Source organism: Agrobacterium vitis, assembly GCF_013337045.2.
Taxonomy (GTDB): domain Bacteria; phylum Pseudomonadota; class Alphaproteobacteria; order Rhizobiales; family Rhizobiaceae; genus Allorhizobium; species Allorhizobium vitis_B.
In genome coordinates this window covers 1,033,925-1,048,942 of the sequence record NZ_CP118259.1, presented here as the reverse complement: position 1 = coordinate 1,048,942, position 15,018 = coordinate 1,033,925, and the positions used below count along the sequence as shown (strand labels likewise).

At 57.5% G+C, this 15,018-nt stretch carries 15 protein-coding genes and 3 tRNA genes; 2 read left to right on the top strand and 16 right to left on the bottom strand.

Translation table 11 applies throughout. The features are described 5' to 3' along the window. Positions 1–5 precede the first annotated feature (5 nt). The 11 genes from nuoG to G6L01_RS04830 form a co-directional block, all read right to left on the bottom strand. Positions 6–2,087, bottom strand: coding sequence for an NADH-quinone oxidoreductase subunit NuoG (gene nuoG, locus G6L01_RS04880; protein WP_070167222.1), 2,082 nt, complete (start codon positions 2,085–2,087; stop codon positions 6–8). Positions 2,088–2,369: 282 nt separating this feature from the next. Continuing rightward, complete coding sequence (locus tag G6L01_RS04875) at positions 2,370–3,101, bottom strand: hypothetical protein (RefSeq protein WP_081344219.1); 732 nt, start codon at positions 3,099–3,101, stop codon at positions 2,370–2,372. Between the two features lie 45 nt (positions 3,102–3,146). Beyond that, entirely contained in the window at positions 3,147–4,451 is a 1,305-nt protein-coding gene (gene nuoF, locus G6L01_RS04870; RefSeq protein WP_060715770.1) for an NADH-quinone oxidoreductase subunit NuoF, read from the bottom strand. Between the two features lie 3 nt (positions 4,452–4,454). Then, positions 4,455–5,255: an NADH-quinone oxidoreductase subunit NuoE gene (nuoE, locus tag G6L01_RS04865; RefSeq protein WP_070167223.1), complete on the bottom strand. Its 801-nt coding sequence runs from the start codon at positions 5,253–5,255 to the stop codon at positions 4,455–4,457. 18 nt (positions 5,256–5,273) lie between these two features. After that, entirely contained in the window at positions 5,274–5,513 is a 240-nt protein-coding gene (locus G6L01_RS04860; RefSeq protein WP_070167224.1) for a hypothetical protein, read from the bottom strand. Continuing rightward, positions 5,513–6,703: an NADH-quinone oxidoreductase subunit D gene (locus G6L01_RS04855; protein WP_070167225.1), complete on the bottom strand. Its 1,191-nt coding sequence runs from the start codon at positions 6,701–6,703 to the stop codon at positions 5,513–5,515. Before G6L01_RS04855 ends, G6L01_RS04860 begins: the two co-directional genes overlap by 1 nt. A gap of 19 nt (positions 6,704–6,722) precedes the next feature. Continuing rightward, positions 6,723–7,325, bottom strand: a complete 603-nt coding sequence (locus G6L01_RS04850; protein ID WP_015915650.1) for an NADH-quinone oxidoreductase subunit C — start codon at positions 7,323–7,325, stop codon at positions 6,723–6,725. Between the two features lie 17 nt (positions 7,326–7,342). Continuing rightward, positions 7,343–7,930, bottom strand: a complete 588-nt coding sequence (locus tag G6L01_RS04845; protein WP_015915649.1) for a NuoB/complex I 20 kDa subunit family protein — start codon at positions 7,928–7,930, stop codon at positions 7,343–7,345. Further along, positions 7,921–8,286 (bottom strand): NADH-quinone oxidoreductase subunit A, encoded by a 366-nt coding sequence (locus tag G6L01_RS04840; protein WP_070167276.1) that lies wholly within the window; start codon positions 8,284–8,286, stop codon positions 7,921–7,923. Before G6L01_RS04840 ends, G6L01_RS04845 begins: the two co-directional genes overlap by 10 nt. Positions 8,287–8,511: 225 nt before the next feature. Next, positions 8,512–8,588: transfer RNA gene (locus G6L01_RS04835), tRNA-Asp, on the bottom strand. Between the two features lie 61 nt (positions 8,589–8,649). Further along, positions 8,650–8,726 (bottom strand) — tRNA-Asp (locus tag G6L01_RS04830). A 538-nt stretch (positions 8,727–9,264) separates the two neighbouring features. Here G6L01_RS04830 and G6L01_RS04825 point away from each other — a divergent pair. Next, a tRNA-Val gene (locus tag G6L01_RS04825) sits at positions 9,265–9,340 on the top strand. A 158-nt stretch (positions 9,341–9,498) separates the two neighbouring features. Here G6L01_RS04825 and G6L01_RS04820 read toward each other — a convergent pair. Next, the gene (locus tag G6L01_RS04820) at positions 9,499–10,332 is read right to left on the bottom strand and encodes a p-hydroxycinnamoyl CoA hydratase/lyase (RefSeq protein ID WP_070150399.1); all 834 of its coding nucleotides are present in this window, start codon (positions 10,330–10,332) and stop codon (positions 9,499–9,501) included. A gap of 11 nt (positions 10,333–10,343) precedes the next feature. Beyond that, a complete protein-coding gene (locus G6L01_RS04815; RefSeq protein ID WP_070167226.1) occupies positions 10,344–11,942 on the bottom strand; it encodes an AMP-binding protein in 1,599 nt (532 codons plus the stop codon). Positions 11,943–12,160: 218 nt separating this feature from the next. Here G6L01_RS04815 and G6L01_RS04810 point away from each other — a divergent pair, with 218 nt between their 5' ends. Further along, positions 12,161–12,679, top strand: coding sequence for a MarR family winged helix-turn-helix transcriptional regulator (locus G6L01_RS04810; protein WP_070150401.1), 519 nt, complete (start codon positions 12,161–12,163; stop codon positions 12,677–12,679). Here G6L01_RS04810 and G6L01_RS04805 read toward each other — a convergent pair whose 3' ends face one another. The 3 genes from G6L01_RS04805 to hupB form a co-directional block, all read right to left on the bottom strand. After that, the gene (locus tag G6L01_RS04805; RefSeq protein ID WP_070167227.1) at positions 12,680–14,017 is read right to left on the bottom strand and encodes an MFS transporter; all 1,338 of its coding nucleotides are present in this window, start codon (positions 14,015–14,017) and stop codon (positions 12,680–12,682) included. Next, a complete protein-coding gene (locus G6L01_RS04800) occupies positions 14,014–14,199 on the bottom strand; it encodes a DUF2256 domain-containing protein (RefSeq protein WP_081344220.1) in 186 nt (61 codons plus the stop codon). The genes G6L01_RS04805 and G6L01_RS04800 overlap by 4 nt, the downstream gene beginning before the upstream one ends. 294 nt (positions 14,200–14,493) lie before the next feature. Then, on the bottom strand, positions 14,494–14,769 hold the full coding sequence (gene hupB, locus G6L01_RS04795) for a DNA-binding protein HupB (protein ID WP_015915641.1): 276 nt from the start codon (positions 14,767–14,769) through the stop codon (positions 14,494–14,496). Positions 14,770–15,018: the final 249 nt, after the last annotated feature.

Sequence of the window (15,018 nt, the reverse complement as noted above, 5' to 3'; positions counted from 1 at the left end):
TGCCCTTACTCTGCCGCAGCCTTGAAATTATTGCGGGCCAATGCCGAACACTCGGCCATCACCGCAGACGCGCGTGCAATCGGGTTTGTCAAATAGAAGTCTTTGATCGGAGACGCAAACCCGGATTGGGTCATGTTCCCGCCTTTTTTCGCCAACGCGTCGATTTCCACCGGATTGCCTTCGGCAATCTCGTCCAGCGCAGCAAAATGCGGATAGGCCTGATAGAGCTTCTGTCGCAGTTGGCCAAGCGAATCGAACGGCAACTTCTTGCCGAGCACGTCCGAAAGCGCGCGCAGCACAGCCCAGTCTTCGCGAGCCTCACCCGGCGCGAAACCAGCGCGATTGCCAAGCTGAACGCGACCTTCCGTATTCACCCAAGTGCCCGACTTTTCCGTATAGGCGGCAGCCGGCAAGATAACATCGGCATTCTGGGCGCCGTTATCACCATGCGAACCGATATAGACCGTCAGTTTTGCGGTCTTGGCCGACAGATCCAGTTCGTCCGCGCCGAGCAGGAAGAGGACGTCCATAGCCGTTGGCATTTCTGCCGCTGTCTTGCCCCCCTGCCCCGGCACGAAGCCAAGATCGAGGCCACCGACGCGCGACGCGGCGGTATGCAGAACACCGAAACCGTTCCAGCTTTCGCCGACCGCACCGACGGCAACAGCAAGCGCTGCGACCTGAGCCAGCACGGCAGCGCCGTCGCCACGGGTCAAGGCACCTTGGCCGATGATGATCAAGGGCTTCGCCGCCGTCTTCAACGCATCAAAGAAGCTGTTCTTGCCAGCAGCCAGATCGGCAAGCGTATCAGTGCCCGCACCCAGATAGCTATAATCATAACGCAGATCGGCGTTCTCGCCGATTACCCCAATCGGGAAGCCACCTCGGCGCCACCGCTTGCGGATACGCGCATTCATGACCGCCGCTTCAAGGCGCGGATTGCAACCGATCAACAGCAGCGCGTCGGCATCCTCGATGCCCTCGATTGTCGAGTTGAGGATATAGGACGAACGCCCCAGAACCGGATCGAGCGCCGTGCCATCCTGGCGACAATCATAGCTCGTGGAACCAAGCGAGGTCAGCAGTTCCTTCAGTGCATACATTTCCTCGACGGAGGCCAGATCGCCGGCAATCGCGCCAATCTTCGACCCATTGGTGGCCGAAACGGCAGTCTTGATTTCAGCGAAGGCTTCCGGCCAGGTTGCAGGCTGGAGGCGGCCATTGCGTCGCACATAAGGCCGGTCCAGACGCTGGGTCTTCAATCCGTCCCAGATGAAGCGGCTCTTATCGGAAATCCACTCTTCATTGATGCTGTCATTGACGCGCGGCATGACACGCATCACTTCGCGACCGCGCGTATCGACGCGGATTGCCGAACCCAGCGCATCCATCACATCGACCGATTCGGTCTTGCCCAATTCCCACGGACGGGCCGTGAAGGCAAAGGGCTTGGAAGTCAGCGCACCGACCGGGCAAAGATCAACGACATTGCCCTGCAATTCCGAGGTCATCGCCTGTTCGAGATAGGTGGTGATTTCAGCATCCTCACCGCGACCGATCAGGCCAAGTTCGGCAATGCCAGCCACTTCGGTGGTGAAGCGGACGCAGCGCGTGCAGTGAATGCAACGGTTCATCACCGTCTTGACCAGCGGTCCGATATACTTGTCCTCGACGGCGCGCTTGTCCTCGCCATAACGGGAACTGTCGATACCGAAGGCCATGGCCTGGTCCTGCAAGTCGCATTCGCCGCCCTGGTCACAGATCGGACAATCAAGCGGATGGTTGATGAGGAGGAACTCCATCACCCCTTCGCGCGCCTTCTTGACCATTGGCGTATTGGTATAGACTTCCGGCAACTCGCCATTCGGACCACCACGGATATCGCGCACGCCCATGGCGCAGGAGGCTGCCGGCTTTGGCGGACCGCCCTTCACCTCGACAAGGCACATACGGCAATTGCCGGCTACCGAAAGCCGCTCGTGGAAACAAAAACGCGGAACTTCGGCACCCGCTTCCTCGCACGCTTGAAGCAGCGTGAAATGATCGGGAACCTCGATCTCCTTACCGTCGACTTTCAGCTTTGCCATATTCGCCTTCCTGTCTCACGTCCATCGCAGCCGCCGCTTCTTCAGTCCGGCCAGGAAAATCGCACAGGATTTTCCGCTACGCATGTCTCAGTTCTCGACCGCTCGCCTGCTCTGCATCTCATCATTCAAGATGGAATGCATGGCGGCAGAGCGCCCTTAATTCATCCAATAGGCCTTCGCCTATTTTTTCCGTGCCGTGCTTCATACATGAGACACAAAACACGTCGTAACACATTCTATATCAATCACAATTCCTAAACCGATACAGGCACACCCGCCTAATCAGGCACCGGTCAGCTTGCGGGCCTGTCCGATCCAGTCATCACGCAGGATGCGACCGTCTAGTCCAAGCTCCGCATCAATCCGTGCCGCATCTTCGGGCGTCCAGGTGGCGATATCATCAAGGCCATGAACACCCAGTTTACCGAGCATCTCTTGAACCTTCGGTCCAACACCGCCGATCGCCTTCAGATCAGCCTTCTTGCCGCGCCGCCGAGCAGGCTTTACGGCAACAGGCGCGGCCTTCGCTTCGGGCTCCTCTACAGATTTCACAGGCGCGACTGTCGGCTTTTTGGCCGACTGCACTGCCTGGCTTTTTACCGGCTTGGCAGGCTGCGGCTTGCTCTTCGTTTTTGCGACTGGACGGCGTGCGGGTGCCGCCTTAGGGGGAACCACTGTATCCGAAACCGGAGCATCGACTGGTTGCAGCTGCGTTTCAGGCTTCAAATTGACCTCTGAAACGGATGCGACAGCAACCTGATCATCAGCTTTATCTTCCGGCACATCGTCCTTCGGCCGACGGGCGGGCTTGTCCATCATCGTTTGCATGGAACCGAGCATCACACCGGTCATCTGGGTGGCAAAACCGAAACCAAGCACCGTGGCCGCCGCAAAGGCAGCCATCGGGTTGGCCATCAAAGCATGCAGTGACGATCCGGCCATCTCAGCGCCGCGGCTGGCGTCAGCCGGCTTTGCCGATGCATCCGTTCCCGTCCGTTTCGAAGCCTCAACCATTGCATCACCTTTGTTATTCGGCAACCACCGTAACCAGAGCCTTCGTTACTCAGCCGCTTCCATGACCGCGCCATGGTCCATGGCTTTGCGGGTATATTCATCGATCCTGGCCTCGATCTCAGGCCGGAAATTACGGATCAGACCCTGGATCGGCCAAGCCGCCGCATCGCCAAGCGCGCAGATGGTATGACCTTCAATCTGCTTGGTGACCTGGAACAGCATGTCAATTTCACGCTTCTGGGCATTGCCCTTCACCATGCGCTCCATCACCCGCCACATCCAGCCGGTCCCTTCGCGGCACGGTGTGCATTGGCCGCAGCTTTCATGCTTGAAGAACTGCGACAGCCGGGCAATCGCCTTGATGATATCGGTGGACTTGTCCATGACGATAATCGCTGCGGTACCGAACGAGGATTTCACATCACGTAACCCATCGAAATCCATGGGGACGTCAATAATATCTTCCGCCTTGACCACTGGACAGGACGCGCCGCCGGGAATGACAGCCAGAAGATTGTCCCAACCGCCGCGAATGCCTCCAGCATGCCGCTCGATCAGTTCGCGGAACGTGATCCCCATGGTTTCTTCAACCGTGCAAGGCTTGTTGACATGACCGGAGATCATGAACAGCTTGGTACCGACATTGTTCGGGCGACCGAAGGACGAGAACCAGCCAGCGCCACGGCGCAGGATGGTTGGTGCGACCGCAATCGACTCGACATTATTGACCGTCGTCGGGCAGCCATAGAGACCCATATTGGCCGGGAACGGCGGCTTCAGGCGTGGCTGGCCCTTCTTGCCTTCAAGGCTTTCGAGCAAAGCCGTTTCCTCGCCGCAGATATAGGCCCCTGCGCCATGATGAACGTAAATGTCATAATCCCAGCCGAGCTTGTTGTTTTTGCCCAGCAATCCGTATTCGTAGCACTCGTCGATTGCGGCCTGAAGCGCTTCGCGTTCGCGCATATATTCGCCGCGCACATAAATATAGGCGGCGTGGGCGCCCATGGCGAAACCGGCAATCACGCAGCCTTCCAGCAGCGTATGCGGATCATGGCGCATGATTTCCCGGTCCTTGCAGGTGCCGGGTTCGGACTCATCGGCATTGACGACCAGATAATGCGGGCGACCGTCGCTTTCCTTCGGCATGAAGGACCACTTCAGACCCGTGGGGAAGCCTGCGCCGCCGCGACCACGAAGACCGGAGGCCTTCATCTCATTGATGATCCAGTCGCGTCCCTTTTCCAGGATCTGCTTGGTCCCGTCCCAGTGGCCGCGGCTCATCGCGCCTTTCAGGGACTTGTCCTTGAGGCCGTAGATATTGGTGAAAATGCGGTCCTTATCCTGTAACATCTCTCACCCCTTGGCCTTGTCGGCATTGTCGCCGGAGACTTTCGCATTTTCACTCGCTGCCGGCTTGTCGGTGGCGGGCGTCTTCAGCTTCGGATCGGTTATCGGCGTATCGGTTGTCGGACGACCGGCATTAGCCGGTGGAACCGCTACCTCATCCTGTCCAGACTGTCCCTCGCCCCAACGGACCGGGGTGATCTCTTCCGTCAGGCTGGTCAGCCCGCCTTCAGGAGCAGAAAACACTCGCTCGATCTGCGGACCTGTCTTGACCTCGCCACCCTTGCCGGCTTCGAAGGCGTCGATGATTTCTTCGAGGCGCGCGGGTGTCAGATCCTCATAAGCGTCCTTGAAGATGATGACCATCGGCGCGTTGACGCAGGCACCCTGACATTCGACTTCTTCCCATGACAGGGTTCCGGTCGCATTACGCTCAAGAGGCTCCGGATGGATCTTTTTCTTACAGATTTTCATCAGCTCTTCCGAGCCGCGCAGCATGCAGGGCGTGGTACCACAGACCTGGATATGGGCTTTGGTGCCGACCGGCTTCAACTGGAACTGGGTATAGAAGGTCGCCACTTCGAGCACGCGGATATAGGGCATGTCCAGCTTGTCCGCGACGAATTCGATCGTCGCCTTGGTGACCCAGCCGTCCTGCTCCTGCGCCCGCATCAACAGCGGGATGACAGCGGATTGCTGACGACCCTCCGGATATTTGCGGATGGTGGCTTCGGCCCAAACGGCATTCTCCTCGCTAAAAGCGAAGGATGCGGGCTGGAATTGATCTTCGGCTAAACGACGAACGGACATACTTCCTCACGCCTTATCTCAGTTTTTGAACAGAAGACCCTGATGCGTCGCCATGACGACATCCCGGCCTGCGTTCAGATTGTCCTTCTCGCGGACGCTGACGAGCAATGCGGCAGAAAGCCCGATTGCCGCCTGCAGAGCAGACGGCGTGGCGGGACAGTGCCGGTCGGTCCCAACGGTCTGCAATGCGTAGCCCCAACCTGCAACCGACGTTGCAAGAGGAGCACCACACTGCCGATCCGAAAGGATAAGCTGCATCAACGATCCACCTCACCAAATACGATGTCGAGAGACCCCAGCACCGCCGTTACGTCAGCAAGCTGATGACCGCGCGACATGAAGTCCATGGCTTGCAGATGCACGAACCCAGGAGCGCGGATCTTGCAGCGATACGGCTTGTTTGTGCCGTCCGCCACCAGATAAACCCCGAATTCGCCCTTCGGCGCCTCGACGGCCGCATAGACTTCGCCAGCCGGCACGTGGAAACCTTCGGTATAAAGCTTGAAGTGATGGATGAGCGCTTCCATCGACCGCTTCATCTCACCCCGTTTCGGCGGCACGACCTTGCCATCCACAGACGAAACCGGACCAACGCGTGCATCGCCGAGCAGGCGATTGACGCATTGCTTCATGATCTTCACCGATTCGCGCATTTCCATCATGCGGATCAGATAGCGATCGTAGCAGTCGCCATTCTTACCAACCGGAATGTCGAATTCCAAATCCGAATAGCATTCGTAAGGCTGCGAGCGGCGCAAATCCCAGGCTGCACCCGAACCGCGAACCATCACGCCGGAGAAGCCCCATTTCCAGGCATCTTCCAGGCTGACAACGCCGATATCGACATTGCGCTGCTTGAAAATACGGTTCTCGGTCAACAGACCTTCGATGTCATCTAGAACTTTCAGGAACGGATCGCACCAGGCACCGATATCCTCGACCAGCTGGGCCGGAATATCCTGGTGAACGCCACCGGGACGGAAATAGGCGGCATGCATGCGCGCGCCAGATGCCCGCTCATAGAATACCATCAATTTTTCGCGCTCTTCGAAGCCCCAGACCGGTGGCGTCATCGCACCGACGTCCATCGCTTGCGTGGTGACGTTCATGATATGCGACAGGATGCGACCGATTTCGGAATAGAGAACCCGGATCAGCTGGCCACGGATCGGAATTTCCAGGCCGAGGAGCTTTTCGATAGCCAGACAATAGGCATGCTCCTGATTCATCGGCGCGACATAGTCCAGCCGGTCGAAATAGGGCAATGCCTGCAAATAGGTCTTGGCTTCGATCAGCTTTTCGGTGCCACGGTGCAAGAGGCCGATATGCGGATCGACACGCTCGACGATTTCGCCGTCCAGCTCCAGCACCAGACGCAAAACGCCGTGCGCCGAGGGATGTTCGGGGCCGAAATTGATCGTGAAGTTACGGACGGAATGTTCAGTCATGGTCTCGCCTTCCGTTCCCTTACTTCGCGGCTTTTTCATCGCCGGGCAGCACGTAATCCGTGCCTTCCCAAGGCGAGAGAAAGTCGAAACTACGGAACTCCTGCTTCAACTCAACCGGTTCATAAACCACCCGCTTGACCGTGTCATCATAGCGGACTTCAACAAAACCTGTCAGCGGAAAATCCTTGCGCAGCGGATGGCCTTCAAAGCCGTAATCGGTCAGCAGACGACGCAGGTCCGGATGACCGGTAAACATCACGCCATAGAGATCCCAGGCCTCACGCTCAAACCAGTCGGCGCCTGGAAACAACGGACAGATCGACGGAACCGGCTTGTCTTCGCTGGTGGAAAGCTTGACGCGGATGCGCTGATTCTGCTTCGGCGCCAGGAAGTGATAGACCACCTCGAAACGCTCGACACGCTCAGGATAATCCACACCGCAGATGTCGATGATATTGATGAAGCCGCAACGGGCGTCGTCACGCAGGAAAGTCACCAGCGCGTAAATATTTTCGACGGTCGTGGTGACCGTCAGTTCACCAAAGGCAACGGTGCTCGACAAAGCGAGACCACCGCTGTTTTCGGTGATGTGGGATGCCAGCACTTGCAGGGCTTCACTCATCTTGTCGGTCCCTCGCCTTAGCGCTCGATCGTGCCGGTGCGGCGGATTTTCTTCTGAAGCAGCAGGACGCCATAGAGCAACGCCTCTGCCGTGGGGGGACAGCCCGGCACATAAATGTCGACAGGCACGACCCGGTCACAACCCCGAACCACGGAGTACGAATAGTGATAGTAACCGCCGCCATTGGCACAGGAACCCATGGAGATCACATAGCGCGGCTCCGGCATCTGGTCATAGACCTTGCGCAAGGCGGGCGCCATCTTGTTGGTCAGGGTTCCCGCGACAATCATCACGTCCGACTGGCGCGGAGATGCACGCGGCGCGACGCCGAAGCGCTCCATGTCGTAACGCGGGCCAGAGGCCTGCATCAGACCTTCGACGGCGCAACAAGCCAGACCGAACTGCATCCACATCAAAGATCCGGTGCGCGCCCAGGTAATCAAAGCCTGAGTGGAAGTGACGAGAAACCCTTTGTCGGCCAGCTCATCATTGATCTCGCCGAAAAACGTGCTGTCATTGCCAACCGGCTTGCCGGTGGCAGGGTCCAGAATACCCTTCGGCTGCGGCGCAACCAAGGTCTGGTGATCGCTTTGGCTCACTCCCATTCCAGGGCTCCCTTCTTCCATTCATAGATAAATCCGATGGTCAACACGCCGAGAAACACCATCATAGACCAGAAACCAAACCAGCCGATCGCACCGAAGGAAACCGCCCACGGAAACAGGAAGGCAACTTCGAGATCGAAGATGATAAAAAGAATCGACACGAGGTAAAATCGAATATCGAATTTGACGCGGGCATCGTCAAAAGCATTGAAGCCGCATTCATAGGCAGAAAGCTTTTCCGAGTCTGGCGCCTTGAATGCCACGGCAAACGGCGTCACCAGAAGGGCTATGCCGATAACCATCGCAATTCCGACGAAAACCATGATCGGAAGGTAGGAACTGAGGAGTTCAGTCATCGTATCCATCCTTGCTTGTCAAAACGCCGGGCGACGTTCACGGCGGTGCGCCGACAAGCCAAAAAGACTGTTGCAACGAGCTGTTGGTTAGCGCAGCCAGCGCCCGTGCGCAAGTGCGCTTACCGCATTTCGCACATGCACACAAAGACTTTAACACCAAGATTGAAGGCTGGTATATAGTACGTTGCTGTTCAAAAGATATAACGAACTAAGGAGGTGGAAAAATGGCGCGAGTGACGGGGCTCGAACCCGCGACCTCCGGCGTGACAGGCCGGCACTCTAACCGACTGAGCTACACCCGCGCATTGATGATGCCGTGTCATAAGCATCTGAATGGAAAGCCATTCACTTTTAGTACCAGGATGGCGCGAGTGACGGGGCTCGAACCCGCGACCTCCGGCGTGACAGGCCGGCACTCTAACCAACTGAGCTACACCCGCAATTTCCTGGTGGGAAGCTTGCTTCCCCGCTTACCGACCGTCATGTGCCGTTCGATGAGCGGCTAACTAAGTGGTTCCTTGGTGGGTGTCAAGCAGCATTGAAAACAAAAACGTGACAGAATGATTTTTCGCTGTTGATGGACAGAAAACACCGGCGATTGTGCACAGGCACAGGGATCGAAACAGGCAGCGAGAACAAACCGACCAAACGACGCCGACCGTATTGACTGCCAGGTGCGGCCCTTCGGCCATCCTGCGCATGTCACACGATCCCCACCGCCAATCCAGACCGGGTGCCACAAGAGAAAACCGCGCCCTGTTGAGAACGAGGCCATAGCGCACGCCCTATAGCAGAATACCGAAGGCGGCCTCCCCTTTTCGAAAGGAAGCGACAAGCCCGGAACTGTAGGGTTTTTGATCCAGCCGTCATCTTGCCGTCGTAAAAAAATCAAAAAAAGCAAAAAACCCTCTTGCGGTTTTTTCAACGACCGAATAGATCACAGCCACCGACGCGGCGGGCACGACCCGATGACGCGAAGGGCGATTAGCTCAGTTGGTAGAGCGCCTCGTTTACACCGAGGATGTCGGGAGTTCGAGTCTCTCATCGCCCACCATTCTTCCCCATTGATATTCAATATTTGTACCGTTTTGCTCGAAAACTCGGCGCCGTTGCTCGTTTCTTTTGAACGAGTTTCGATCTACTTGACGAAAAAGACCCGCCGGTGGTCCGGCGGGTCTTTTCTTCCGTTTAATTATCGATGCGTTCGGAATGTTACTTCCGTTTGTAAGCGCCAAGCCCAGGGCGATAGGTCTTGTCATCCAGGAATTGCTTCAGGCCCTCGTCACGGCCCCGGGTCTTGTCCAGCAGCAGCATTTGCTCCAGTTTGGCATAAATATAGTCGTCGGCCAGTTCCCAGGGCATGTTGCGGACGCGCTTGAACGTGTCCTTGGCGGCTTTCATTGTCACAGGATTTTTTTCGAGCAGGCTGGCGCAGAGTTTGCGGACGCGGGTTTCCAACTCTTCCAGTGGCACCGATTCGTTGACCAGGCCCATATCCCGGGCCTTCTCACCACCGAAGGGCTCGCCGGTCATGATGTAGTACAGCGAATCACGGTGATTCATCACTTCAGCGACAGCGCGAGTCACATTGCCACCCGGCAGGATGCCCCAGTTGATTTCCGAGAGTCCAAAAGTGGCTTCATTGGCGGCAATCGCCAGATCGCAGGCCACCAGCGGATTGAAGGCACCGCCGAAGCACCAGCCATTGACCATAGCGACGGTCGGCTTTTCGAAATAGGTCAGGCGCTGCCACCACCCGCCCGACTGGCGGCGGCTTTTCAGTGTTGCGTGGCGAGGCTTGTCGTCATTGTCGCGGAAATATTGCTGAAGATCCATGCCGGCAGACCATGAGGTTCCTGCCCCGCGCAACACCAGCACACCGCAACGGTCGTCAGCTTCCAGCTCATCAAGAATTTCCGCCATGCGGATATTCAGCGCCGGGTTCATCGCATTGCGTTTTTCAGGCCGGTTGAAGGTCACGAAGGCGATTCGGTCTTCAATGTCGACCAGTACGGTGTCTGCGTCGGATTTTTCTGCAACTGTCATAGTATGTCTCCTTATGCGCCGGGCTGTCCGGACGCCGATGTCGAGCTGGATGAAAGGTGAGTGTAGGCTTCGCGCAAAATGTGCTTCTGCACCTTGCCGGAAGCGGAGCGAGGAATGGTATCCACAAACACAACGTGCTTGGGCCGTTTGAAGCTGGCAAGCCGATCAGCGCAATGGCGTAGGATGTCGTGATCACGTAGGCTACCGTCGCCAGCGACGACCAGCGCCAGGCCGACTTCACCCCATTCGGCATGGGCAAGACCCATGACCGCAACATCGGCAACGCCGGGATGGGCGGCAATCGCCGCCTCGACCTCCGCCGGGTAAACGTTTTCACCGCCGCTGATATACATGTCCTTCAGGCGGTCTGCGAGATAGACCACGCCATCCTGGACCCGCGCCATATCGCCGCTGCGAAACCAGCCATCGGTGAAGGCAGCCTCGGTCAGGTCCGGACGGTTCCAATAGCCCTCGGTGACGCTCGGTCCTCGTAGCCAGATTTCACCGACCCCGCCATTGGTGACATCGGCGCCATCGAAATCAACAACCCGGGTTTCAAGCAGTGGGGCGGCAAAACCGATACTGCCTGGATGACGGGCGATGAGTTGCCGGTCGAGCGGCATATGATAGGCCGTACCGGTTTCGCTCATCCCGTAGCCATTGACCAGCGCAATGCCGTCATCGAGAAAACGCTCGATCAACACAGGTGGCAAAGGCGCGCCACCCAGAAAGATCGCCTTCAGACCCTGCAATGCAGCCGGGTTCCAATTCGGCGAGTTCCGCAACGTACTGGCCATTTGCGGCACGCCACAATAGTGGCTCACGCCGATTTGGGCATCCGCCATGGTGGCAATCGTTCGTTCGGCGACAAAGCGGTCAGAAATGACCAGCCGGGCGCCCATCACCATCGCGGTGCGTGCCAGGGCTACCAGACCAATCGTGTGGAAAAACGGCAGGTCGCAGAGCACGACCGATTCGGGCGTTACCTCACCGACGAAAGCAAAATTCAAGGCAGAGAAAAACAGATTGCGGGCATTGAGCAGCACGCCCTTTGGCACACCTGTGGTCCCGGATGTGTAGAGAATCACGCAAGTGCGGTCGGCGGATGAATAGCGAGGTGTGATTGGCTCCAAACCCGAGGCCTTGTCCAGAAAGCCTCCCTTGCCGGTCACAACAAGGCTTTCGACATCGAAACTGGTACCGGTTTCGGCAAATTCCGCATCGTACAGCAACAGCGTCGGTTCGCAGTCGGCAAGGATCAACGAAATTTCTCGGGTGCTCAGACGCCAGTTCAATGGCACGAAGATCGCACCGATCCGCTGGCAGGCGAAACAAACCGCGAATTGGGCTGTGGAATTGCGTCCGAGATAGGCAATACGGGCTGGGCTGTCCTGCCCCGTCCCCGCGCTCGCAATCACATCGTCAAGAGCGGCAGCACATCGCCCAATCAGCGTATCGAATTCAGAAAATGTCAGTGATTGCCCGGTTGCCAGCTCCATAACGGCTGGCCGATCCGGACCGCTATTGGCGCGGAACCGGACAGGATCCTCCGCGACCATGCCGGCGAACGCAGATGTTTCGCGCAAACCTGCGCTACCATAGTACGACATATATCCTCCCTGGCCAGTTCTCCCGAAGGCCATTTAGTATGTATTACATATTATATTATCTTTCTGGAGGCACAAGTGAAATCTGCGCGATGCGCAGGTCAAATATGGCGCTTTGCCTTTTGGGCTTATGGGTTTATCACCGGAGCGAGCCGTATATTATCAAGGTGAAGCTGCTAGCATCCTCATCTTGAAGGCATTATCGAACATGGATTGAGCGCATGGACGGACCGGAACAGGCGACTGACGATTTCGAAACCCCGGAATTTTCCGGTACTGTGGCATTCGGCGATCTGGAAAAAGTCCTCGGCTTTCACTTGCGATTGGCCAATGTCGCAGTGTTTCAGGATTTTCAGGCGACCATGTCGGGGCTGGCCTTAACCCCGAAGCAATTTGCCGTACTGGAACTGATCGACAACAATGCCGGGGCCAGCCAGATCGACTTTGCCCAAAGCCTGCGAATGGACAAGGCAACCATGATGGCGCTGATCAACAAGCTCGAAGGCCGGGGCGCCGTCGAGCGTCGGCCCTCCCAGGTGGATCGCCGACGCCAGGAACTGTTCGTAACTCAGGAAGGCCAGCGTGTTCTGGCTGCGGCGAAAGAGCTTCGCCATGGCCATGAAGCCCGTTTTACCGAGCGGTTTTCGAAAGACGAGCTTGCCCAGCTGCTGTCTTTCCTGCGGCGCATCTATCAGGACGGCCGCGCCCTGCCCAAGCCATCCACCACACCACAAACCTGATCATGATGGGTTTGACATATCCCTCTGGCGCTGCTCGATTTTCTGTCGAGTGGCTTGCTGGTGCGTGCTGTCAATGGAAAACCGCCACATAAGAGCGATGGCAAGCAGTTTGAACAGGATTGGCAGGAAAGCATAAAGCGCCGACAAGGCGTAAAGCGCCTGCCCGCTTTGAGCGCTGCCTTCGGGCTGGAAGCCTGCCAACGCCAGCAATGGAAAGACAATTCCGGAAGAAAGCGCCAATGCCAGCTTGGTGACGAAACTCCAGGCGGCGAAATAAAGCCCGGATCGCTGTTCTCCCGACGCCAATGTGTCCTGATCGATCACATCGGCCTGAATGGCTGGCGGCAGCGCCAGATCGAAACCGAGCAAGACACCGGTTACCACGCAGATGCCGAGAAACAGCCAGGCATCCCCCGGCCCCAGCAGGCCAGCCAAGGCAAATATCGCGCAGCTGAGCAGCATGGCCCAGCACCAGGCCCGGTGCTTGCCCAGCCGCCGCGCCAAGAAAACCGCAAGCGGCACGCCAGCGACCGCCGAAAGGAAATAAGTAAACAGCAAAGGCCCCTGAAGTTCAGGCGCCTCCAACCGTGCCGCCACGAAATAAAGAAACAGCGAAGCGGGGATGGCATTGGCCAGAGAATTCATCAGGAAAGCCATGGCCAGCCGCAGAAAGGCGCTATTGGCCAGCAGAAAGCCCAGACCCTTCTGTAGGGAAAGCCGCGTCTTTGAAAAATCCACCGGCTCCGCCACGCGCCACACGGCGACGGCTCCGAAGACGGGCAACAGCAATGCCACCATAGCAGCAATCGCATTCAGGTTCGGCTGGGCGCCTGCCGTGGATGCCTGCCCCAGGAAAGGCAGCGAGATGGCGAGAAGCGTGCCGAGCAGTGTCGTACCCTCACGCCAGGCCGAAAGCCTGACCCGGCCATCGTAGGAAGTCTCGAGTTCGGCCCCCCAGGCCGTATAAGGCAGGCTTGTCCAGGTACTGCCAATCGACAGAAGACAGCCCCAAACCACGAGATGCGCAAGGCCTGCCCCTTCCGGCGGGCTGAACAGCATGAAAGCAGACAGCGCCGTCAGCGGCAGCGACAACAGAAAGAACAAGCGGCGGCGGCCATACCGACCGGGAATGCGGTCCGCAAGCCAACCGATCAGCGGATCGGTGATCGCATCCAGACAGCGAATGGCCAGCAAAGCGGCCCCAATGGCCGATAGAGCAATACCGAACCGCCCGGCATAGACGGACGGAACGATGATATAGAGCGGTAGGGCAATGGCTGCCAAAGGCAGGGCCGGAAGCGCATAAAATAGCAAAGTCAGGTTCGACAGTGGCTTCATGAGGTGTGCGACACTCTCGAACAGGCCACCTCGAATTTATGGCTCGCTGCCCTGCTGTTACGGCAGCGCTCGGAACAGAAGCGCACCTCCTCCCAGCAACGCTCCCACTTTTTACGCCACGCGAAAGGCCTCTGACAGGCCGCGCAAAGCTTGGTCGGGAGATCGGCTTTCTTGGTGACCACGGGCGCCTCTCTAATGGACCATTGGCAGCCCGTTTGCGGCAGCCATTTTGTATTGAACTCAATGCTATTTCGAAGCAGCGACCATCTTGGATCAGTGAAACGGCAACGAGATGCCTCCTTCCTGCAAAAACACAAAAAACCCGGCTTGAGAGCCGGGTTTTCGGTAGAACTGGCACGTTTGCCGCTAGAGTCTGTCAGGTTCAGATTGAACCAGACAGACTCTAGCTACTCTTGTTTTCGTTTGTCTTTTCGGGAAAACCGGTTTCCACTTTTCCCTGACAAACTCTAGCAGGATCAGCTGTTAACAGCGTCCTTCAGGCCCTTGCCGGCCGTGAACTTCGGAACGTTACGGGCCGGAATATCGACTTCCGCGCCAGTCGAAGGATTGCGGCCCTTCGAGGCTTCGCGATGGGAAACCGTGAAGGCGCCAAAACCGGCGAGGCGAATGTCGCCACCATTCTTCAATTCCGCCTGGACGGTGTCGAAGACGGCGTCCACGGCGGAAGCTGCGTCGGCCTTGCTGAGACCGGCCTTATCGGCAACTGCGTTTACGAGTTCGGACTTGTTCATGTTTCCACCCTTTCTGTATGACATGAATATCAAAGCGGCGAAGATGCTAACGCATCCCCGCATCGAGGAACCGCGACCACCGCAAAGCGCCAGGCGCCCGAGAGGATCACAAAGGAATACCGACCGCCATTTTCGATGGCCTCCGGCATGACTCAAAAATTCCAAGTCGGGCGGACAATACTCATGCCCATGCCCGTCGCAAGCCAAAAGCACCGCAATCGCCTGAAAAACAAGGCTTCTGGTGATGTT

Coding starts and splice junctions, on each gene's coding strand:
- G6L01_RS04805 (WP_070167227.1), bottom strand. CDS start 14,017: ATGAAGCCACTGTCGAACCTGACTTTGCTATTTTATGCGCTTCCGGCC.
- G6L01_RS04845 (WP_015915649.1), bottom strand. CDS start 7,930: ATGGGAGTGAGCCAAAGCGATCACCAGACCTTGGTTGCGCCGCAGCCG.
- G6L01_RS04815 (WP_070167226.1), bottom strand. CDS start 11,942: ATGTCGTACTATGGTAGCGCAGGTTTGCGCGAAACATCTGCGTTCGCC.
- G6L01_RS04850 (WP_015915650.1), bottom strand. CDS start 7,325: ATGAGTGAAGCCCTGCAAGTGCTGGCATCCCACATCACCGAAAACAGC.
- G6L01_RS04855 (WP_070167225.1), bottom strand. CDS start 6,703: ATGACTGAACATTCCGTCCGTAACTTCACGATCAATTTCGGCCCCGAA.
- G6L01_RS04820 (WP_070150399.1), bottom strand. CDS start 10,332: ATGACAGTTGCAGAAAAATCCGACGCAGACACCGTACTGGTCGACATT.
- G6L01_RS04875 (WP_081344219.1), bottom strand. CDS start 3,101: ATGGTTGAGGCTTCGAAACGGACGGGAACGGATGCATCGGCAAAGCCG.
- hupB (WP_015915641.1), bottom strand. CDS start 14,769: ATGAACAAGTCCGAACTCGTAAACGCAGTTGCCGATAAGGCCGGTCTC.
- G6L01_RS04810 (WP_070150401.1), top strand. CDS start 12,161: ATGGACGGACCGGAACAGGCGACTGACGATTTCGAAACCCCGGAATTT.
- nuoG (WP_070167222.1), bottom strand. CDS start 2,087: ATGGCAAAGCTGAAAGTCGACGGTAAGGAGATCGAGGTTCCCGATCAT.
- G6L01_RS04860 (WP_070167224.1), bottom strand. CDS start 5,513: ATGCAGCTTATCCTTTCGGATCGGCAGTGTGGTGCTCCTCTTGCAACG.
- nuoF (WP_060715770.1), bottom strand. CDS start 4,451: ATGTTACAGGATAAGGACCGCATTTTCACCAATATCTACGGCCTCAAG.
- nuoE (WP_070167223.1), bottom strand. CDS start 5,255: ATGTCCGTTCGTCGTTTAGCCGAAGATCAATTCCAGCCCGCATCCTTC.
- G6L01_RS04840 (WP_070167276.1), bottom strand. CDS start 8,286: ATGACTGAACTCCTCAGTTCCTACCTTCCGATCATGGTTTTCGTCGGA.